This is a genomic window from Vibrio sp. 10N.286.45.E10 (assembly GCF_002874195.2).
GTDB lineage: Bacteria > Pseudomonadota > Gammaproteobacteria > Enterobacterales > Vibrionaceae > Vibrio > Vibrio crassostreae.
Genome location: NZ_MCWD02000001.1, coordinates 2,413,381 through 2,433,425 on the forward strand (window position 1 = coordinate 2,413,381; position 20,045 = coordinate 2,433,425).

A 20,045-nucleotide genomic window follows, 5' to 3' on the forward strand; every position below is an offset into this window, starting at 1 on the left:
ATCTCATGACACAAGAAAATAACCCACTTCACGGTATCACTCTACAAAAGCTACTGACTGAATTGGTTGAACATTACGGTTGGGAAGAGTTGAGTTACATGGTAAACATCAACTGCTTTAAAAAAGACCCGAGCATTAAATCGAGCTTAAAATTTTTGCGTAAAACAGATTGGGCTCGCACCAAGGTAGAGCAGATTTACATCGACTTAAAGCGTTAGTCTCTCCCTGCTTTATCAGTCCCGTGTTGATTAAATACGGGACAACCCCTGTGTCTACTTTTTAGGGACCATATCACATCTCGCATCTCTCATCTCTCATCTCTCATCTCTCATCTCTCATCTCTCATCTCTCATCTCTCATCTCTCATCTCTCGCAGTATGTTACAAGCAATAAAAAGCCCCGCAAGCTTTCACTTGCGGGGCTTTTTTTAGCTAATTTAGAAAAGGGCTAATTACTTACCAGCTTCTTTTTCAGCTTTAACTTTTGCAATCACTTCGTCAGCAACGTTAGTTGGACATGGTGCGTATTGTGCGAATTCCATAGAGAATTGGCCACGACCAGAAGTGATAGTACGTAGGTGACCGATGTAGCCGAACATCTCAGAAAGAGGTACGTCAGCTTTAATACGAACACCAGTTACGCCAGCTTGTTGATCTTTGATCATACCACGACGACGGTTAAGGTCACCGATAACATCACCAACGTGATCGTCTGGAGTGAACACGTCAACGTTCATGATAGGCTCAAGAAGTTGCGCGCCAGCTTTAGGCATAGATTGACGGAATGCGCCTTTCGCTGCGATTTCAAATGCGATTGCAGATGAATCGACTGCGTGGAAACCACCATCGAAAAGTTCAACTTCAACGTCTAGAGTTGGGAAGCCAGCTAGTACGCCGTTTTCCATCATAGATGCGAAGCCTTTCTCAACTGCAGGCCAGAATTCTTTAGGAACGTTACCGCCCACAACTACAGAGTTGAACTTGAAGCCAGAACCTGCTTCGCCTGGTTTGATACGGTAATCGATCTTACCGAATTGACCAGAACCACCAGATTGCTTCTTGTGCGTGTAGCTATCTTCAATTGCTTGAGTGATAGTTTCACGGTAAGCAACTTGAGGAGCACCTACAGTTAGGTCAACGCCGTATGTACGCTTAAGGATATCTACCTTGATGTCTAGGTGAAGTTCACCCATACCTTTCAGGATAGTTTCGCCAGTCTCTTCGTCAGTCTCAACTTGGAAAGATGGATCTTCTGCAACCATTTTACCGATCGCGATACCCATTTTCTCAGAACCGCCTTTATCTTTTGGAGATACAGCGATTGAGATTACTGGAGTTGGGAATACCATTGGCTCAAGCGTTACTTGGTGCTTAGGATCACATAGAGTGTGACCAGTTTGCACGTTCTTCATACCAACGATCGCAATGATGTCACCAGCTTGTGCGCTAGTTAGTTCGTTACGGTCATCAGCTTGCATCTCAACCATACGGCCAACACGTTCTGTTTTGCCAGTGAATGAGTTAAGAATCGTGTCACCTTTGTTCAGTTTACCAGAGTAAATACGAACGAAAGTTAGAGCACCGAAGCGGTCATCCATGATTTTGAATGCAAGCGCTTTGAAAGTTTCTTCTGTAGAAACGATAGCGTGTTCGCCAGTTTCTTCGCCAGCTTCGTCCATTAGAGGTTGAGGATCAACTTCAGTTGGAGAAGGTAGGTAATCTACAACAGCGTCAAGAACGATTTGTACGCCCTTGTTCTTGAATGCAGAACCACAGAAAGTTGGGAAGAATGCTAGGTCACGAGTACCTTTACGGATACAACGCTTAACGTCTTCGATAGAAGGCTCTTCACCTTCCATGTAAGCTTCCATTAGGTCATCGTCTTGCTCTACAGCAGTTTCGATTAGCTCTTCACGGTATTGCTCTACGTCATCTACCATGTCCGCAGGAACATCTAGAATTTCGTAGTTTTCAGGAAGACCAGTGTCATCCCAAACGTATGCTTTACGGCTTAGAAGGTCTACAACACCCACGAATTCATCTTCGCGGCCGATTGGTAGAACCATAACTAGAGGAGTAGCACCTAGAACGTTTTTAACTTGGTCAACAACGTTGTAGAAATCTGCACCCATACGGTCTAGTTTGTTAACGAAGATCAGACGAGATACTTCTGATTCGTTAGCGTAGCGCCAGTTAGTTTCTGATTGAGGTTCAACACCACCAGAACCACAGAATACACCGATACCGCCATCAAGTACTTTAAGAGAACGGTATACTTCAACTGTGAAGTCAACGTGTCCAGGAGTATCGATAACGTTTAGACGGTGACCGTTCCAGAAACAGCTTACAGCTGCTGATTGGATAGTAATACCGCGCTCAGCTTCCTGTTCCATGAAGTCAGTAGTTGATTCGCCATCATGTACTTCACCAGTCTTGTGGATTTGACCAGTTAGCTTAAGGATACGCTCAGTGGTAGTTGTTTTACCCGCATCAACGTGCGCGAAAATACCAATGTTTCTGTATTTCGATAAATCTGCCATTGTCTTACTCTGTTAATAGGATATAAAATGCGCGCAGAGTATATCACAATCTGTGAAGACTGATAGCTTTGCATGCATTTGGGACTAAAAAACTTTGCCTTTTTCTAACATATAGAAAAAGGCACTCAGTAGTAACAATCTAAATGATTGTTAATTATAGTGCTAACCCAAAGCCTAATCGGCGTTAAGGTTAGGCTGAATTGCTGCTGTATAGAGTAGCTGAAGTGAGTTCAATTACAACTCATCAAAAGCATTAATTGCTTCCGATAATTTTTTCACACCATGGATCTGCATTCCAGGAATGCCACCTTTAGGCATGTTCGCTGCCGGTACGATTGCTTTCTTAAAGCCGTGTTTAAATGCTTCATTTAAACGCTCTTGTCCGCTCGGTACAGGTCGAATCTCACCCGCTAGACCTACTTCTCCAAACACCACCACATCTTTTGGCAATGCGCGGTCTCTGAAACTTGAAAGTAGAGCCATCACCAACGCAAGATCAGCACTGGTTTCGGTTACTTTAACACCACCAACGACATTCACAAACACATCTTGGTCAGCCATTTGTAAGCCGCCGTGTTTATGCAGCACCGCTAATAATAATGAAAGCCTGTTTTGCTCAAGGCCGACAGCGACACGACGCGGATTTGCCAGCTGGGAATAATCCACCAGCGCTTGGATTTCAACAAGCAATGGACGAGTGCCTTCCCACACAACCATCACCGAACTACCCGAGGTTTCTTCTTCACCACGAGACAAGAAGATTGCGGATGGGTTACTAACTTCTTTTAGTCCTTGGCCTGTCATGGCAAATACGCCAAGCTCATTGACCGCACCAAAACGGTTTTTGTGGCTGCGCAGTGTTCTAAAGCGGCTATCTGTTCCGCCATCCAATAGAACAGAACAGTCAATAATGTGCTCAAGCACTTTTGGCCCGGCTAAGGTGCCGTCTTTAGTTACGTGTCCCACCAAGAACACCGCAACATTATTTTGTTTTGCGTAGCGCGTTAATGCGGTTGCCGATTCACGAACCTGAGCAACACTGCCCGGTGAAGACTGAACATCAGCAACGTGCATAACTTGGATGGAGTCGATAACCATGATCTTTGGCTGTTCTTTTTCAGCAACCTGACAGATCTTATCTACGTTGGTTTCAGAGAGCATCTTTAGGTGCTCTTTTGGTAATCCAAGTCGAGAGGCACGCATTGCAACCTGCTGTAAGGATTCTTCACCTGTTACATAAAGAGTCGGCAGTTGAGAAGAGAGCTGACACATGGTCTGCAATAATAGTGTTGATTTACCCGCGCCTGGGTTACCACCAATCAGGATCGCAGCTCCAGGGACAACACCACCACCGAGTACGCGGTCGAGCTCTTTGAAGCCACTACTAAAGCGTGGCACTTCTTGTAGATTAATTTCAGATAATGTCTGAACGCTCGATTCTGTTACTGCACCTGCATAACCAGATAATCTTTCATTGCGCGCTACTTGAGGTGAAGCGGCTAACCTAACTTCTGTAATCGTGTTCCAAGCACCACATGCGTTGCACTGCCCCTGCCAACGTGGAAAGTCAGCACCACAGTCATTACACACATAAGCTCGTTTTGCCTTAGCCATAAAACCTCAATAATTTACTCAGTTACACAATGATGTTGTCAATTTGTGACTTATTTGACCGTACGGGTGAAAATAAACGTTGCAGTCATACCACTTATACTTAAAGATCGATTTAAACTAGTCGATAACATAAATGCACCGTCCATTCTAACAAGAAAAGTATGCAGCAATCTGAAATTCTATCTGTAGCAGAACGTCTTATCCCGGCCTACCACGCCGAAGATTTCGAATTCCTTCTTTCTCAAATGACAGAAGGCGAATCTCCGTCTCTAAAACTGCTGGTTAAAATGGAACTGAATCGTATCATGGCTCCGTGTACAAAGAGCATTGATTTACGTGGGCGCATTGATAATGAATGTCGTCAGTTCACGTTAGACGGCCGTAAACACTGGCTCGATGACATCGCTTTAAACGCGTATCAACGTGGCACTAAAAAGTTTAAAGGTTACACAGAAGGCGCATGGGAGTTAGTAATGACTCCGCGAACTCAACCAATGAGCGTTGTTAAAACATCTTCTCAAGGTAACCACGACATTACTAGCGCCAATAGCCCGTACGAAGCTGAAGCGATTAATCTAGGTTACGACTTAAAGCGTCAAGAGAACAGACTCAAGATTAGCTCACAGGTTGAGATCACCACATCGAAAGGGCAAAGCCTACATGGTGTAACGGTTGATATTTCTCCGTCGGGCGCAAAGTTCAAGGTGCCAAGCGCCTTTCGATACAACCTCGGTGAGATCATCAGCGTTAAATTCTCAGAGCTTATCGAAAAGTCCCAAGAAAACGATGTTAACCAAGCTGTTGAATTTCGTGTTTTGGGTATCGACGAGTCTTATGAGAACAACGCGGTCAAATTTCTAAGAACCATCAAGGTAAGCGACAACAATGTTGTGGCTCGCTTACTCGATGAGTCTTTAAATAGCATCAGTAAGAAAACCAGCCATGAGAACCAAGATAGGATCATTCGAACTCGTACGCGAGGAATCGAACACACCTATCTAAAGCATACTTGTAACCTTCCGCTGTTCTTCAGCGGCAGTGAACTAAAGCTTGCCCTACTGACGGATAACAACCATCCGTTGTGGCAATACTGGCACGACGAGCGAAATCAACAAGCGCTGGGCACCCTGTTCAACGAGCAACGTATGAACCTGCTGGCGAAACCAGGAGTGAAGGGAACCAGTAACGTTATCTACTCTTTTACCCATGAACACCAAAACAAGACCTTGTTCTATTCAATGATGCTACCTGAAGCCTCTCGCGAACAAAGACAACTGTTTTGGCACATTGGCGGTAAACGTAAAAGTTGGAAGGCGTTCAAGTTCTCAGTTTTCGAACTTTCAGACACCGAGCAACAAGCGTTAGCCAAACACTCGGATACTCTGGCTCAAAGCTCAGCGCAACTGACGCATTGCGGTATCTTGCAAGAAATTGGCGATCACGAAAGTGCGGCTGATTATCTGTTAAGTGAAAAGCCACGTATTCCAAGCAGTGAACTGAACCGCTTTCGTCACCCACGCACTGTGGTTGGGAATATTCAAAGTATCTACTTTGATTCTCAGACTCGCCGTAAAGAACCGAGATACCAATTTAAATCACCGTTACAACTTACGTCACAAGATGGCGCTGCGGCAAGCGGACACACTTTAGATATCTCGAAGCGTGGACTGAGCATTAACCTTGAACACCCAATGGTCCTCAAGATTAATGATCCGGTATTGGTGAACTTCAATGAACTGCAGCTCTATGACAAGAACCTGCCATTGAGCACCGTGCCTTACCATGTGATCCGAGTGAGCCCGAATGGCCGCAACGTACAGCTGGTTATTGCTGAGAACGCGAAGACGATGCGTACTATCGCTTTCCTAAATGGGCTTATCGATCAGAACCAAAGCAAGCTGATTAAAAAGAAAGAGATACTGCCAACCAACTCGTTGCTCGAATCGTTACACAATATATTGCTTAGCAAGATGGTCAGTAACCCTATCTTCATTGATAAGCCAAGCTCAACATTGCGCTGTAAGATCATAGGCGTGAACTTCCCATTGAATAAGCACCTAACGTTGCTCGCTAAACTTGGACACAACCAAAAGTTCTCTCTAGAGCCGATCTTTAAAGGCCACACTAACTCGCTACTGGCCGAGCCACTGAAAAGAATCGAAGGCGCTGAGCCCAAACACCATGACGTGTATATTGCTGCGGTAAAGTTTGGTGACAAGATCCAATCGGTGCATACCAAGTTGGTGAAAGATTTCACCTCAGCAAAAGAGCGCATCTTATTCATCAAGAAGGCGCAGCACTTGGGTAATGTGTATGTATTGCGAGTCACCACGGCACCTATCTTTAACCCGCTAACAAGTTTATTCCAATCGGATTTAGAAGAGCTTTCACGCATCAGCATGCATCAAGCTAAGAAACTAGAGAACGAGATCACCGCTTTTATCGGCTATGGTGAGATTGAAGACATCACAGATGAAGTGTTGATTCGATTAGAGCTTACTCGTTAGGTTAATCTCCATTGACTGGATTGGAAAATAGAAAAAGCAGGCTCATCGCCTGCTTTTTTTGTATCTGATCTCGACTATAACTTCCGGCAAATACAACTTCCCAATCAAGCCTTAAGGTTTTGCCTGCCAGCTGATTTTTTGCTGCTTAGCTAATACACCCGACAAGATACAAAGCACACCGCCTAAACCTGCGTAACGAACAGCGGTTTGAGCTTGCTGCTCTACTTTTGGTTTCGCGTGGTAGGCAATGCCTAAACCTGCAGAGCCCATCATCACCAAGTCATTGGCACCATCACCAACGGCAACGGTATTGTGCAGTTCCAATTCGTACTCTTCAGCCAACTCTACCAAAATATCGGCTTTGGTTTGCGCCGAAACCACGTCACCCAACACTTCCCCCGTCAATTTACCCTTAACGATTTCTAGAGTATTCGACTGAGCATGGTCAAGATCCAAGGTATCTTTCAGGTAGTCAGAGAAGTAAGTAAAACCGCCTGATGCAATCGCCGTTTTCCAGCCAAGCTTATTAAGCGTGTTCACAAGCCCAACCAGATCTGGCATGAATGGCAAAGATTGGCGCACTTGCTCTAATATCGACTCATCCGCACCTTTCAGTGCTCCTACTCTTTGGCGTAAGCTCTGTTCAAAGTCGAGCTCACCTTGCATTGCTCGTTCGGTGATTTCAGAGACTAACTCTCCCACTCCAGCCAGTTTGGCAATCTCATCGATACATTCAATTTGAATCGCTGTGGAATCCATATCCATCACAATCAAACCTGGCTTAGATAAGTCTGGGACCTCGCTAAGGCAAGCATAATCAAGCTTTAGCGCTTGGAGGATTTCTTCATGTGCTGGTGTTAGGTTGCCTGACATCAAAGCCACTTCATAATGCCCAACTTTCCACGTATCGAGGATGGTGTTGTAAGTGCCAGTGAAAAAGTCGATGTCATCGAAAAATTGTGGAGATAGGTACTCACCAAACACAATCCAATTAGCTTTGGATTTAGCGAGTTGAGAAGCGAAACGAGTCTCGGGGAGTCGAGTTAATAATGTCGTATGCCTTTTTATCGGCAGATATTTCTGAGCGTCCATGTGTATGATTCCTAATTAACTATGCTAAACGTTAACCTATTGCAATTTGAAAACGCAAGTCTCAATATGTCTTAATCATAACATTTGTTTATTTCAGGCTTCGTGAAACATGAATGAATCATTGTTCTCAATACGTAACGCTTTACGAATGCTAGCCCTTATTTTGTTGGCTACCATGTTCGTTGTAACGATTAAAAATACGGTCGTGATCAGTAAAGGTAACGAGAAGATCCAAGCGAAACAGTTGGAAACCCTTACCAAGCTGCTTATCTCTCAGGCATCACTTTCGGCCAGCAAGATGATCACGCAACAAGACCAAGAGCGATTACTTGATCTTACTAATCAGCTGTCTCAAGACCGACTGGTGTTCGATACCACCATCTATGATGCAGAGGGCATCCGACTGGCTTCGAGTGAAAAAGCGCTCTCGGTGCGCGAGGTTCTTGGCTTAGATACGCCACTTTCAACAGCAAGTATTGGCAGACAACAATTAGTTGAACCTATTTATTCACCGGAGAAAACGATCATCGGCTTTATTCGAGTGACTTTTGAAACAGGTAAGATGACGGCAATTTCTGATCACCATTATCGAAAAAGTGATCGCTACATGATCGGTATGGTGTTGATGGGGTTTGTGAGTGGTGTGCTGTTCATTATGCTGATTCGCAGAAGGCCAACCAAGTCTGGTGAGAACTTACTGTTGAAGAATGTAAGCTCATAAACATCGCGTTTAACTTATCCAATAAAAAGCCCCGACGCTCAGGCAGCAACGGGGCTTTTTGTTATCAGTTCACTTATCAAGCTAAGACAAATCAAGATTATTCTTGGTCACCAAGCAACACAGAGTCTAGTGCGATAACCATCATGTCGTTGAAAGTCGTTTGACGTTCATCTGATGTAGTTTGCTCACCAGTCTTGATGTGGTCAGAAACAGTACAAATCGTTAGCGCTTTCGCACCGTATTCAGCACATACGCCATAGATGCCAGCCGCTTCCATCTCTACGCCAACAATGCCATATTTGTCCATCACTTCGAACATTTCTGGATCTGGCGTGTAGAACAACTCAGCCGAGAACAGGTTGCCAACTTTTACATCAACACCACGTACTTTTGCTGCATCTTCTGCCGCACGTACCATTTTGTAGTCTGCGATAGCTGCGAAGTCGTGACCTTTAAAGCGAATACGGTTCACTTTTGAGTCAGTACATGCGCCCATGCCAATAACCACATCACGCACTTTGATATCTTCGCTCACTGCACCACAACTACCAACTCGAATGATCTTTTTCACACCAAAATCTTTGATTAGCTCAGTCGCGTAAATAGAACAAGATGGAATGCCCATACCATGTCCCATAACCGAAACCTTACGACCTTTGTAAGTACCGGTGTAACCAAACATGTTGCGAACGTCGCACACTTGAACCACTTCTTCTAAGAAGGTTTCAGCGATGTATTTAGCACGTAGCGGGTCGCCTGGCATTAAAACTACGTCAGCGAAATCACCCATTTCAGCATTAATATGTGGAGTAGCCATTGAAAATATCCTTAATCTCAAAACAAAAAAGAAGAGAGAGGTTTCCCTCTCTCTTAGTTAACTATTATAGGAAGCTTGTACCGTGTCCCATTGGCGATGTGCCAAAGTATGACGCTAAGCTTTGGCCGATATCAGCGAACGTATCGCGACGACCTAGAGAACCCGCTGGAACCTTCTGACCGTAAACAATCACAGGGATGTGCTCACGAGTATGGTCTGTGCCTGGCCATGTCGGATCACAACCGTGGTCTGCCGTTAGGATAAGTACATCATCTTCTTTCATCATATCGATGATTTCATTGATGCGACCATCGAAGTACTCAAGTGCCGCTGCGTAACCAGCAACATCACGGCGGTGGCCGTAAGCTGAGTCGAAGTCAACGAAGTTAGTAAACACAATCGTGTTATCGCCCGCTTCATTGATCGCTTCTTTAGTCGCTTCAAATAGCGCAGGGATACCTGTTGCTTTAGTTTTCTGAGTGATACCACAGCCTGCGTAGATATCAGAGATTTTACCGATTGAGTGAACGTTACCGCCCTTCTCATCAGCAAGTTTCTGCAGGATAGTTGCTGCAGGTGGCTCAACAGAAAGATCACGACGGTTACCTGTACGCTCAAATTGACCTTTACCCGGGCCAACGAACGGACGCGCGATAACACGACCAATGTTGTAGTCTTCTAGCTCTTCACGAGCAATCTGACAAAGGTCTAATAGGTTTTGTAGGCCGAATGTCTCTTCGTGACAAGCGATCTGGAAAACAGAGTCCGCAGAAGTGTAGAAGATTGGCAGGCCAGTCTTCATGTGTTCTTCACCTAAGTTATCTAGGATTTCAGTGCCTGATGAGTGGCAGTTACCCAAGAAACCAGACAAACCTGCACGCTCAAGGATGCGGTCAGTCAGCTCTTTTGGAAAGCTGTTCTCTTTGTCGGTGAAATAGCCCCAGTCAAACAATACTGGTACACCAGCGATTTCCCAGTGACCTGATGGCGTGTCTTTACCAGAAGACAGTTCAGCAGCGTGACCGTAAGCGCCGATGATTTCAGCGTCTGCATCCATACCAGGAGCAAAACGACCTGTAGACTCTTTATGAGCCATTGCTAAGCCTAGCTTAGACAGGTTTGGTAGCGTCAGAGGACCTTTACGATCTGCATTGTCGGCAAGACCTTGGTCACAATGATCTGCGATGTGACCCATAGTGTCAGAACCTACATCACCGAATTTATCTGCATCCGCTGTTTCACCGATACCGAATGAATCTAAAACTAAAATAAATGCTCTTTTCATTTTCTTCACCAACTTATTGCTCTTTGCACCAGAACTCTGTTTATCGGCATACACGAGGTATGCCGATACCTGTTATTTACACGTCTTCAGAACGAATCTGACGGTAAACATCTGGCGTTGCTGTATATTCTCCGCCCACAGTGATTGCATTTTGTAATGCTGTTGCAGCTTCTTGCCACTGTTGTTCGTTGCGAGCATGAATCATTGCTAATGGTTTATCTTCACTTGCTACTTCACCAAGACGAATGAAGTGATCAAAACCGACTGCGTAATCAATGCTGTCAGTTGCTACGCGGCGACCACCGCCCATACCAACTACAGCCATACCAATTGCACGAGTATCCATTGCTGATACTACACCGCTTTCTAGCGCGTACACTGGCTTAACAATTTCTGCTTTTTCTAGGTAGTTATCGTAGTTCGCTACGAAATCTGCTGGGCCACCAAGGCCCGCTACCATCTTACCAAAGCACTCTGCTGCTTTACCGTTATCCAGTACTGCCATCAGTTTTTCGCGCGCTTCGTCTGAATCTTTTGCAAGGTTACCCAACACCAGCATTTCAGCACACGATGCCATCGTAATTTCTAGCAAACGTGGGTTTCGGTATTCACCCGTTAAGAATTGAACCGCTTCACGAACCTCTACTGCGTTACCCGCTGAAGAAGCTAGAACTTGGTTCATGTCCGTTAGAATTGCTGTTGTTTTAGTACCTGCACCGTTTGCTACTGCAACGATAGATTTCGCTAGCTCTTCTGACGCTTCGTAAGTCGGCATGAAAGCGCCTGAACCTACTTTTACATCCATCACTAGAGAATCAAGGCCAGCGGCCAGTTTCTTAGATAGGATTGAAGCCGTAATTAGCGAGATGTTATCTACGGTTGCTGTGATATCACGAGTTGCGTAAACACGCTTGTCAGCAGGAGCTAGATCGCCTGTTTGACCGATGATAGCCACGCCAGCATCTTTCGTTACTTCACCGAACACTTCGTTGGTTGGTGTAATGTTGTAACCCGGGATAGATTCTAGCTTGTCTAGCGTACCGCCAGTGTGGCCTAAACCACGACCAGAGATCATTGGAACGAAACCACCACATGCTGCCACCATAGGGCCAAGCATCAGAGAAGTTACGTCACCAACACCACCAGTAGAGTGTTTATCAACGATTGGGCCATCAAAGTTCATGTGGCTCCAGTCAATCACCATACCTGAATCACGCATTGCACAAGTTAGTGCGATACGTTCTGGCATTGTCATTTCATTAAAAAAGATAGCCATTGCAAATGCTGCAATTTGGCCTTCAGAAACCGTGTTCTTAGCTACGCCTTGAATGAAGAAGTTAATTTCTTCTGTGGTCAGTACTTCGTTATCACGTTTTCTGCGAATAATTTCTTGAGGTAGATACATTAGTGCCTCCCAAACTCTAGTGAGTATGGTTTGTAGGGAAAGAGGTAATATGGAGTGACTTAACGTCACTCCATCAAACAGACTTGTTATTTTCAATACTCTAAATATTTGGCGTTACAGCTAGGCGACCAGTGAGTTCATTCCTATGAGCATAGAGGCTCTATGTGATTAGGACGGCCGGCGAACCGGTGAACTTACGCAGTCAACAACGCTGCGGCGTCAAATATGACGAGTAAATTAGTATGCTGCTGGATCAGCAGTTTGGTCTGTCACTTCTAATGTATTAAGAAGGTTAGTCAGTAGGCTTGAAGCACCAAAACGGTAGTGCATGTTGTCTGCCCACTCAGCGCCTAGTAGCTCATCAGCCATTGCTAGGTAAGCTTGAGCATCTTCAGCTGTACGAACGCCACCAGCTGGTTTGAAACCAACTGTTTTAGCAACGCCCATGTCACGAATAACTTCAAGCATCATGCGAGCGTATTCTGGAGTCGCGTTTACTGGCACTTTACCTGTTGAAGTTTTGATGAAGTCTGCACCAGCTTCGATACAGATTTGAGAAGCTTTCTTGATCAGTGCTTCTTCTTTCAGTTCACCTGTTTCGATGATCACTTTAAGCGTAATGTCACCACAAGCTGCTTTACACTGTTTAACTAGCTCAAAGCCAACTTCTTCGTTGCCAGCAATAAGAGCACGGTATGGGAATACTACGTCAACTTCGTCTGCGCCGTACGCTACCGCTGCTTTTGTTTCTGCAACAGCAATTTCGATGTCGTCATTACCATGAGGGAAGTTAGTTACAGTCGCAATGCGTACTTCTGGAGTACCTTGCTCACGCAACGCTTTCTTAGCTGCTGGGATAAAGCGAGGGTAAATACAGATTGCAGCTGTGTTGCCTACTGCAGTCTTCGCGTCATGACAAAGCGCCACTACTTTCTCAGTAGTATCGTCATCATTTAGCGTAGTTAGGTCCATAAGTTTAAGTGCACGTAGAGCTGCTGCTTTTAAATCGCTCATTTCTATCTCCGATCAATATATTCAAATAGTTAACTACTTCGCCATCCATCCAGTATAGATGGATATTTTAGTAATGCTCAGTAGTCACAAATGAACGGACTTGGTTCCTTGAAGACTTGATAACTTTCGCTACCAATTGCAATCCTTGTCACCGCACAGTACCAGTTTGGTCTATGGCACAACAAATCAGTCATGTTGTGTCTAACATCTATAGCGTATCGCTAATTTTGGCTTAATCCCAGAAGAATAACGTTCGAGTTGATTTCGAGGTTACTTTCTTGCCAACAGAGACATCCTATCCCTTTAGCTTATACATTATAGGTATCCATCAATAAATTGTAGTGCTCCTTAGAACGCAAACGGTTTGTATCTCAAAAAAACATTCTAGACCCATTATTGAATCCCAGCATCGCTCGTGCTCATACTAAAAATCACTAGGCCTAAAAACAAAAAAGCCCCGCAGCAATTTCTTGCTACGGGGCGATATTATTATGGCGTCTATATATCTAAATCTACTTGATTAGAAAGATAGGAAGAAGCCAGCAATTGTTGCTGCCATCAGGTTAGATAGAGTACCAGCAATAACCGCTTTAACACCCATACGAGCGATGTCGTGACGACGAGCTGGTGCAATACCACCTAGACCACCAAGAAGAATCGCAATTGAAGAAAGGTTTGCGAAACCACATAGTGCGAATGCGATGATAGCTTGAGTCTTCTCAGACATCACTTGACCAGTTGCTGCAACAACTTGAGCATTTTCACCAACGTATGGTACGAAGTTTAGGTATGCAACGAATTCGTTAACAACTGTCTTCTGACCAATGAAAGAACCAGCGATAGTTGCTTCTTCCCATGGAACACCAATGATGAATGCTAGCGGTGCGAAGATCCAACCTAGAAGAAGTTCTAGAGTTAGGTTTTCCATACCGAACCAACCACCGATGCCACCTAGGATACCGTTGATTAGAGCAATTAGACCGATGAATGCTAGTAGCATTGCACCAACGTTAAGAGCTAGTTGTAGACCAACTGATGCGCCACCTGCTGCTGCGTCGATAACGTTAGCTGGTTTGTCATCGCCACCGTCCATTTCGTCAGCGATGTTGTCGTCTGGCGTATCTGTTTCAGGCTTGATGATTTTAGCGAATAGTAGACCACCAGGTGCTGCCATGAATGACGCTGCAACTAGGTACTCTAGAGGTACACCCATAGATGCGTAACCTGCTAGTACACCACCAGCTACAGAAGCCAAACCACCACACATTACTGCGAATAGTTCAGAGTTAGTCATTTTAGGAACAAAAGGACGAACAACTAGAGGTGCTTCTGTTTGACCAACGAAAATGTTTGCTGCTGCAGACATAGACTCGGCGCGAGAAGTACCTAGAGCTTTCTGAAGACCACCACCAAGAACTTTGATTACAATTTGCATTACACCAATGTAGTAAAGTACAGAGATAAGTGCAGAGAAGAAAATCAGAGTTGGTAGTACTTGGAAAGCAAAGATGAAACCGATACCGTCAACTGAGAAGTTAACTAGGCTGCCGAATAGGAAACCAGTACCGTCTTTACCGTAGTCGATCACGTTTGCTACACCAGCAGAGAAACCTGCAAGTAGATCACGACCCCAAGGGATGTAAAGTACGAATGCACCAAGTGCGAATTGGATAGCGAAAGCGCCACCCACTGTTCTTAGATTAATAGCTTTGCGGTTGTCAGATAGTAGTACTGCGATTGCAATCAGTGCAACCATTCCGACGAGGCTCATAAACAGGCTCATAGTTTATGACTTCCTTATTAGTTATTTATTGGCGTGTTACAAAATGGGGCTATAAAGCGGAGGCAATTATACTCATGCGACCACTAATAAAGTAATGCCATCCTCACACTTTCGTACAAGATTCATGTACCATTCACACACAAATGTGAGCTAAATCACAAGCTCAATGCAATTTACGCAAACGATAAACAAAAACCCTCGATTTTATTCACATATACCGAATGCGCGATGGCTATTTTGCCATATTTGCGCTGCAACCGATTGCTTTGTCTCATTTCTAAGCAAAATAAGTTCATTTAATATCGTAACTAAATATTTGGAATGATTAACATTTCCTTGGTTTCCGTACACCGGCATGTCCGGAGCATCCGTTTCCAATACCAAGCATTCAAGGGGCAATTTTGCGATAGTTGTGCGTGTTTTTTGCGCTCTTGGGTAAGTTATCGTTCCACCGACGCCAATATAGAAACCGAGCTTGATCCACGCTAAAGCTTGCTGTTCACTCCCTGAAAAACCGTGAATCACCCCACCAAAAGTAAAATTATGCTGCTTTATTAACTCGATCAGTCGGTTGTAAGACTTCCGTTCATGGATGATTAAAGGCAACTCAAAGGTCTTAGCTAGCTCCATTTGCTGGACAAAAAAACGCTCTTGTTTTTCCCTTTCGACGCCCACAAAGAAGTCGAGTCCGCACTCACCTATCGCGACACATTGGCTGTTTTTTGAAGAGAGTAATTGGCGAAGTTCTTCAAATTGCACCTCATCCGCTTGCTCTAAAAAGTAAGGATGGAAGCCTAGCGCGTAATAAACATTCGGGTAGGATTGCGCAATTTTTTCAAGCTTACGCCAGTTATTTTGGCCTATAGAAGGGATGAGTATTTTCTCAACTTGGGCTTGTTTCGCTTCTTCAAGGTAGCGATCAATACTTTGATCAAGTGTAGTTCCCTGATCAATTACAATATGTTGCTCAAACGCCTCAAAATCCGCATGGCAATGAGTATCAAACAGCGGAAAGTCACTTATTTGCTGTGTCATATTTTCCATTCTCTGCTTTCTGGCCTTGAAGGTCACGACGATAAGGTACACAGCTACGCTTATTTTCAGGCGTTAAGCCAAGCTCTTCACACCACTTATCGTATTTCTTAATCCAAGTTTTTATCCAACCCAACATACTTGCCTTTAACCTCAGCTTTTGAACCTTAAATAAAACGCATTAAAAAACGCCTATTGCAGAACAATAGACGTTTTTGTTTAACTCGAATAGAGCGCGGAGTAATTAGTGCTCGCGCGTCGCTCGGAATTGAACTTCAGGGAAACGTTCAGAAGCTAGATTCAAGTTCACCATAGTTGGTGCGATGTAAGACAGGTTGTCACCGCCATCTAGCGCAAGGTTAGATTGGTTCTTACGTTTGAATTCTTCTAGTTTCTTAGCGTCATCACATTCAACCCAACGAGCTGTTGCAACGTTAACACCTTCGTAGATAGCTTCTACGTTGTATTCCGCTTTCAAGCGCGCTACAACCACGTCGAACTGAAGTACACCAACTGCACCAACGATCAGGTCGTTGTTCTGCATAGGACGGAATACTTGTACTGCGCCCTCTTCTGAAAGCTGAACTAAGCCTTTTAGAAGCTGCTTCTGCTTCAGTGGATCACGTAGGCGAATACGACGGAATAGCTCAGGTGCGAAGTTAGGAATACCAGCGAACTTAAGGCTCTCACCTTGAGTGAAGGTATCACCAATCTGGATTGTGCCGTGGTTATGCAGACCGATAATATCGCCCGCGTATGCTTTTTCAGCACGTGCACGGTCACCCGCCATGAAGGTTACCGCATCAGAGATACTTACGTTCTTGCCAGTACGAACATGGTTCATCTTCATGCCTTGGTTGTAAGTACCTGATACGATACGCATGAATGCGATACGGTCGCGGTGTTTAGGGTCCATGTTTGCTTGGATCTTAAAGACGAAACCAGAGAACTTCTCTTCTGTCGCTTCAACATCACGCTCGTTCGCTTGACGCGTTTGAGGAGCAGGTGCCCATTTCGTTAGACCATCAAGCATGTGGTCAACACCGAAGTTACCTAATGCGGTACCGAAGTAAACCGGCGTTAGTTCACCAGCAAGGAACAGTTCGTGGTCAAACTCAGGGCAAGCACCGATAACAAGCTCTAGCTCTTCACGTACGCTTTCCGCAAGATCAGAGCCTACCGCTTCATCTAGCTCTGGGTTATCTAGACCTTTGATGATGCGAACTTCTTGGATCTCATGGCCATGGCCTGATTCATATAAGATCGTTTCATCACGGTGAATGTGGTAAACACCTTTAAACTCTTTACCACAACCAATTGGCCATGAGATAGGAGCACAAGCCATACCTAGCTCGCTCTCAACTTCATCAAGCACTTCCATTGGGTCACGAACGTCACGGTCAAGTTTGTTCATAAACGTTACGATTGGCGTATCACGTAGACGTGTTACTTCCATTAGTTTACGAGTACGATCCTCGACACCTTTCGCAGCATCGATAACCATCAAACAAGAGTCAACCGCTGTTAGCGTACGGTACGTATCTTCCGAGAAATCTTCGTGTCCTGGAGTATCTAATAGGTTTACTAGGCAATCATTGTATGGGAATTGCATTACCGACGTAGTTACCGAGATACCACGTTCTTTTTCCATCTCCATCCAGTCAGATTTAGCGTGCTGGTTAGAGCCACGGCCTTTTACGGTACCCGCTTTTTGAATCGCGTTTCCGAATAAAAGAACTTTTTCAGTAATCGTGGTTTTACCCGCATCCGGGTGAGAGATAATCGCAAACGTTCTACGTTTGCTCACTTCTTGTTGGAAAGACATAGTCGCCCTTTGCTGATCTAAAGCGTAAAAAGGGCAAGTAGATAATACTTGCCCTTGAATTCTGTGTGCAGATTATACAGAAAGCGTGTCACTTTCTAAAGGGTCAGTTTACACCCTATTTTGTCGCTTATTCTCTGCTTAGCGAAAAGCGACAAGATGACTAGCTAAAAGACATAAAAAGATAGCTCATAATGATCGCATCTTCGTTGCCTTGCTTAGTTGGGTAATAGTTACGACGACGATCGACTTCATTAAAGCCCGCTTTTTCGTAAAGATTAAACGCATTCACATTACTTTCGCGAACCTCTAGCCAAGCGCTTTCCGCGTCAGCTTGTTCGCATATATCAAGGAAATGTTCAGTTAACGCTTTACCATACCCTTTGCCTTGTTGGCTTGGGTCTACCGCTATATTAAGTAACGTGACTTCACCAACGATGTTTTGCGCGAAGAAGTACCCGACCACTTGCCCATCGACTTCGAGAACATGATGACAAGCGCCTCGACTCTCAAGATCTCGAATCATGGTTTCAGACCAAGGATGAGAATGTGCGGCCTGCTCAATCTGCCAAATGGCGTCTAGGTGTTGTTGTGAAGTCGGTAAAAATTGATTAGTCATAAGCACAAATTTGTTGCCATAAGTCGCGGCGATGTTGGTTATTACCGTTAATGTCAGACAGTAATGGCGATTGTAATGTTTTAGCCTTCAGCTCTTGAGTCGGCTCACACCCCGCAAACCACACCCACTCAACCGCCCCTAAATCCACCGAAGATAGGTGCTGAGGCTGAATGTGTAATGCCTGAAATAAGTCGAGCTTGATACTTTTGAGTACTCGTTCAAACATCACGGCGAGATCTTCCTGAGGCTTTTCAGGCGAAACCAACAGTAGCTTGCAGTCATTTGAGAGTGGCATCAATTCAGATTCATAACCCGCTAAACGCTCTGGGTGGCTAAGCTCCCATTGGCTAATGCCCATCTCTTGCAGGTATTGTGCGTGTGTTTGTGACATATCTAGCGGTGTAACCTTAGGTTTATAGTGGGCGATTTATTAGAGCGAAGTTAAAAACGAGCTCATCAGAGCTGGGCTGATACTAACAAAAAATAAAGGAGCATCAAGCTCCTTTATTTAGACTAAATCAGTTTGCATCATATTGCGTGGGAAATGGGCTTATAAGTCATTGAACTCAGGACTGTAAGCAATCTCACCAGAATGCCCAGCAAGCGCACCTTCAACTAACTCGATAGCTTGAAAGGCTCCCTCTGGCACATTCCAAGTGCAGCTCAAACCAAACTCACTCGCAGCCTTGAAACCAAAGCGGCCGTAATAGGCAGGATCACCAAGCACAACACAGGCTGGGTAACCAAAATCAACCAAAGTAGAGAAAGCATCTTCAACCAGTGATTTAGCAATGCCTTGGTTGCGGAACTCTTCTTTCACAGCAAGCGGTGCAAGCCCCTGCCAATTGTGATCGTCACCTTTAAGCGTGATAGGGCTAAACATCAGGTGACCAACCACCTCGCCTTCGTCAGAACAAGCCACCAGCGATAGCGTTAAATGACTATTCTCACGCAGGCTCATAACCAAATTAGCTTCTGCATCTGTTTCAAAAACAGATTTCAATAAACGATCAATGACAAGTATATCTGCCGGTGCTTCAGTTCGAATAAGCATTCATTACCTCACTTTGTGTATCTGGGGATTGTACTCCCTTCTGCACAAAATCAGCTAATTGATTTAACAAAGTTTTCATAGGAGTCGGCAATAAGTCCAAATCTACGCTATCCATCAAGTTTTTGACTTCTAAACCAAGCTCGGTATCGCCTTCAATAGACAGTCTACGTTGGAAGAAAAGCGTATCTGGATCTTCTTTACGCCCCGCAATCAACACAAGGTCATTAAGATTCCCGCTAAAGCTTACATCTTCAGCCACCTCTTTATCAGCTACAACTAGTTGCTCATTTTTGTAACTAATACACCAACTTAACCCCATATCTTTTATTGAGACTTTAAGCCACTTATCTTCTAAGAACTCAAAGTCACCGTCCTCTAAAGCTTCCTTAAAGACATTCTTAAGCGCCTCCAACAAGGCTCTTTTTTGTACTGTTTTAGGCAATAACTGGACTGGAGATCGCAAAATTGATGCGGCATTTTGAACTAGTTGAGTGCGAATCTTGTTTATCACGTGACTTATCCGTAACTTTGTCAATAATATGGAATGCATCATAGATGATGTTAAGATCTCAGTTACTGTTATGTATCAAATTAACTTCTGTTTGATGCTCGACCTTTAATATCCTGAAAATCACAGTTATAGTAACTCAGGTAATGAGAATTACAGCGGATCGCTGCACTCACAGGTAAATATCGATAGCCACACAAAAAGTAATAAATATTTATCGATAGTGAATATTC

Annotated in this window: 18 protein-coding genes; 3 read left to right on the forward strand and 15 right to left on the reverse strand. The window is 44.5% G+C overall.

Annotated elements, in window-relative coordinates:
- The first annotated feature begins 5 nt into the window (after positions 1-5).
- Complete coding sequence (locus BCU34_RS10655) at positions 6-218, forward strand: VF530 family DNA-binding protein (protein WP_017106559.1); 213 nt, start codon at positions 6-8, stop codon at positions 216-218.
- 233 nt (positions 219-451) lie between these two features.
- Here the strand turns inward: BCU34_RS10655 and fusA are convergent, their stop codons facing one another.
- Both fusA and radA read right to left on the reverse strand, forming a co-directional pair.
- On the reverse strand, positions 452-2,539 hold the full coding sequence (gene fusA / locus BCU34_RS10660) for an elongation factor G (protein WP_050633924.1): 2,088 nt from the start codon (positions 2,537-2,539) through the stop codon (positions 452-454).
- A 234-nt stretch (positions 2,540-2,773) separates the two neighbouring features.
- Entirely contained in the window at positions 2,774-4,153 is a 1,380-nt protein-coding gene (gene radA, locus BCU34_RS10665) for a DNA repair protein RadA (protein ID WP_017058826.1), read from the reverse strand.
- Positions 4,154-4,314: 161 nt separating this feature from the next.
- Between radA and BCU34_RS10670 the strand changes: the two genes are divergently transcribed.
- Positions 4,315-6,660 (forward strand): PilZ domain-containing protein, encoded by a 2,346-nt coding sequence (locus BCU34_RS10670; RefSeq protein WP_102433375.1) that lies wholly within the window; start codon positions 4,315-4,317, stop codon positions 6,658-6,660.
- Between the two features lie 111 nt (positions 6,661-6,771).
- On the opposite strand, the gene serB is transcribed toward BCU34_RS10670, so the two are convergent.
- Positions 6,772-7,752 (reverse strand): phosphoserine phosphatase, encoded by a 981-nt coding sequence (gene serB, locus BCU34_RS10675; RefSeq protein ID WP_102433376.1) that lies wholly within the window; start codon positions 7,750-7,752, stop codon positions 6,772-6,774.
- A gap of 109 nt (positions 7,753-7,861) precedes the next feature.
- Here serB and BCU34_RS10680 point away from each other — a divergent pair, with 109 nt between their 5' ends.
- Positions 7,862-8,473: a YtjB family periplasmic protein gene (locus BCU34_RS10680; protein ID WP_076655999.1), complete on the forward strand. Its 612-nt coding sequence runs from the start codon at positions 7,862-7,864 to the stop codon at positions 8,471-8,473.
- A gap of 97 nt (positions 8,474-8,570) precedes the next feature.
- Here BCU34_RS10680 and deoD read toward each other — a convergent pair whose 3' ends face one another.
- The 12 genes from deoD to ubiT form a co-directional block, all read right to left on the reverse strand.
- Complete coding sequence (gene deoD / locus BCU34_RS10685) at positions 8,571-9,290, reverse strand: purine-nucleoside phosphorylase (RefSeq protein WP_102433377.1); 720 nt, start codon at positions 9,288-9,290, stop codon at positions 8,571-8,573.
- Positions 9,291-9,354: 64 nt separating this feature from the next.
- Complete coding sequence (locus tag BCU34_RS10690; RefSeq protein WP_048658145.1) at positions 9,355-10,575, reverse strand: phosphopentomutase; 1,221 nt, start codon at positions 10,573-10,575, stop codon at positions 9,355-9,357.
- A gap of 76 nt (positions 10,576-10,651) precedes the next feature.
- The gene (gene deoA / locus BCU34_RS10695) at positions 10,652-11,980 is read right to left on the reverse strand and encodes a thymidine phosphorylase (RefSeq protein ID WP_102433378.1); all 1,329 of its coding nucleotides are present in this window, start codon (positions 11,978-11,980) and stop codon (positions 10,652-10,654) included.
- Positions 11,981-12,217: 237 nt separating this feature from the next.
- Positions 12,218-12,994, reverse strand: coding sequence for a deoxyribose-phosphate aldolase (gene deoC / locus BCU34_RS10700; RefSeq protein ID WP_102433379.1), 777 nt, complete (start codon positions 12,992-12,994; stop codon positions 12,218-12,220).
- A 520-nt stretch (positions 12,995-13,514) separates the two neighbouring features.
- Positions 13,515-14,777 (reverse strand): NupC/NupG family nucleoside CNT transporter, encoded by a 1,263-nt coding sequence (locus tag BCU34_RS10705; RefSeq protein ID WP_060982613.1) that lies wholly within the window; start codon positions 14,775-14,777, stop codon positions 13,515-13,517.
- A 204-nt stretch (positions 14,778-14,981) separates the two neighbouring features.
- On the reverse strand, positions 14,982-15,812 hold the full coding sequence (locus tag BCU34_RS10710) for a TatD family hydrolase (RefSeq protein ID WP_102479082.1): 831 nt from the start codon (positions 15,810-15,812) through the stop codon (positions 14,982-14,984).
- Positions 15,793-15,948 carry a DUF5363 family protein gene (locus tag BCU34_RS10715; RefSeq protein WP_157933150.1) on the reverse strand — a complete coding sequence of 52 codons (156 nt, stop codon included), beginning with the start codon at positions 15,946-15,948 and terminating at the stop codon, positions 15,793-15,795. Before BCU34_RS10715 ends, BCU34_RS10710 begins: the two co-directional genes overlap by 20 nt.
- A gap of 105 nt (positions 15,949-16,053) precedes the next feature.
- Positions 16,054-17,634 carry a peptide chain release factor 3 gene (gene prfC, locus BCU34_RS10720; protein ID WP_048658149.1) on the reverse strand — a complete coding sequence of 527 codons (1,581 nt, stop codon included), beginning with the start codon at positions 17,632-17,634 and terminating at the stop codon, positions 16,054-16,056.
- Positions 17,635-17,794: 160 nt separating this feature from the next.
- Entirely contained in the window at positions 17,795-18,250 is a 456-nt protein-coding gene (gene rimI / locus BCU34_RS10725; protein WP_102433381.1) for a ribosomal protein S18-alanine N-acetyltransferase, read from the reverse strand.
- Entirely contained in the window at positions 18,243-18,641 is a 399-nt protein-coding gene (locus BCU34_RS10730) for a DNA polymerase III subunit psi (RefSeq protein ID WP_102433382.1), read from the reverse strand. Before BCU34_RS10730 ends, rimI begins: the two co-directional genes overlap by 8 nt.
- Before the next feature lie 159 nt (positions 18,642-18,800).
- Positions 18,801-19,304 (reverse strand): GNAT family N-acetyltransferase, encoded by a 504-nt coding sequence (locus BCU34_RS10735; protein WP_102433383.1) that lies wholly within the window; start codon positions 19,302-19,304, stop codon positions 18,801-18,803.
- The gene (gene ubiT / locus BCU34_RS10740; protein WP_032545250.1) at positions 19,288-19,815 is read right to left on the reverse strand and encodes a ubiquinone anaerobic biosynthesis accessory factor UbiT; all 528 of its coding nucleotides are present in this window, start codon (positions 19,813-19,815) and stop codon (positions 19,288-19,290) included. Before ubiT ends, BCU34_RS10735 begins: the two co-directional genes overlap by 17 nt.
- Between the last annotated feature and the right edge of the window lie 230 nt (positions 19,816-20,045).

What these genes read in the sequence shown, in the direction of transcription:
- BCU34_RS10655 (WP_017106559.1), top strand. Translation starts at nt 6, where the DNA reads ATGACACAAGAAAATAACCCACTTCACGGTATCACTCTACAAAAGCTA.
- fusA (WP_050633924.1), bottom strand. Translation starts at nt 2,539, where the DNA reads ATGGCAGATTTATCGAAATACAGAAACATTGGTATTTTCGCGCACGTT.
- radA (WP_017058826.1), bottom strand. Translation starts at nt 4,153, where the DNA reads ATGGCTAAGGCAAAACGAGCTTATGTGTGTAATGACTGTGGTGCTGAC.
- BCU34_RS10670 (WP_102433375.1), top strand. Translation starts at nt 4,315, where the DNA reads ATGCAGCAATCTGAAATTCTATCTGTAGCAGAACGTCTTATCCCGGCC.
- serB (WP_102433376.1), bottom strand. Translation starts at nt 7,752, where the DNA reads ATGGACGCTCAGAAATATCTGCCGATAAAAAGGCATACGACATTATTA.
- BCU34_RS10680 (WP_076655999.1), top strand. Translation starts at nt 7,862, where the DNA reads ATGAATGAATCATTGTTCTCAATACGTAACGCTTTACGAATGCTAGCC.
- deoD (WP_102433377.1), bottom strand. Translation starts at nt 9,290, where the DNA reads ATGGCTACTCCACATATTAATGCTGAAATGGGTGATTTCGCTGACGTA.
- BCU34_RS10690 (WP_048658145.1), bottom strand. Translation starts at nt 10,575, where the DNA reads ATGAAAAGAGCATTTATTTTAGTTTTAGATTCATTCGGTATCGGTGAA.
- deoA (WP_102433378.1), bottom strand. Translation starts at nt 11,980, where the DNA reads ATGTATCTACCTCAAGAAATTATTCGCAGAAAACGTGATAACGAAGTA.
- deoC (WP_102433379.1), bottom strand. Translation starts at nt 12,994, where the DNA reads ATGAGCGATTTAAAAGCAGCAGCTCTACGTGCACTTAAACTTATGGAC.
- BCU34_RS10705 (WP_060982613.1), bottom strand. Translation starts at nt 14,777, where the DNA reads ATGAGCCTGTTTATGAGCCTCGTCGGAATGGTTGCACTGATTGCAATC.
- BCU34_RS10710 (WP_102479082.1), bottom strand. Translation starts at nt 15,812, where the DNA reads ATGACACAGCAAATAAGTGACTTTCCGCTGTTTGATACTCATTGCCAT.
- BCU34_RS10715 (WP_157933150.1), bottom strand. Translation starts at nt 15,948, where the DNA reads ATGTTGGGTTGGATAAAAACTTGGATTAAGAAATACGATAAGTGGTGT.
- prfC (WP_048658149.1), bottom strand. Translation starts at nt 17,634, where the DNA reads ATGTCTTTCCAACAAGAAGTGAGCAAACGTAGAACGTTTGCGATTATC.
- rimI (WP_102433381.1), bottom strand. Translation starts at nt 18,250, where the DNA reads ATGACTAATCAATTTTTACCGACTTCACAACAACACCTAGACGCCATT.
- BCU34_RS10730 (WP_102433382.1), bottom strand. Translation starts at nt 18,641, where the DNA reads ATGTCACAAACACACGCACAATACCTGCAAGAGATGGGCATTAGCCAA.
- BCU34_RS10735 (WP_102433383.1), bottom strand. Translation starts at nt 19,304, where the DNA reads ATGCTTATTCGAACTGAAGCACCGGCAGATATACTTGTCATTGATCGT.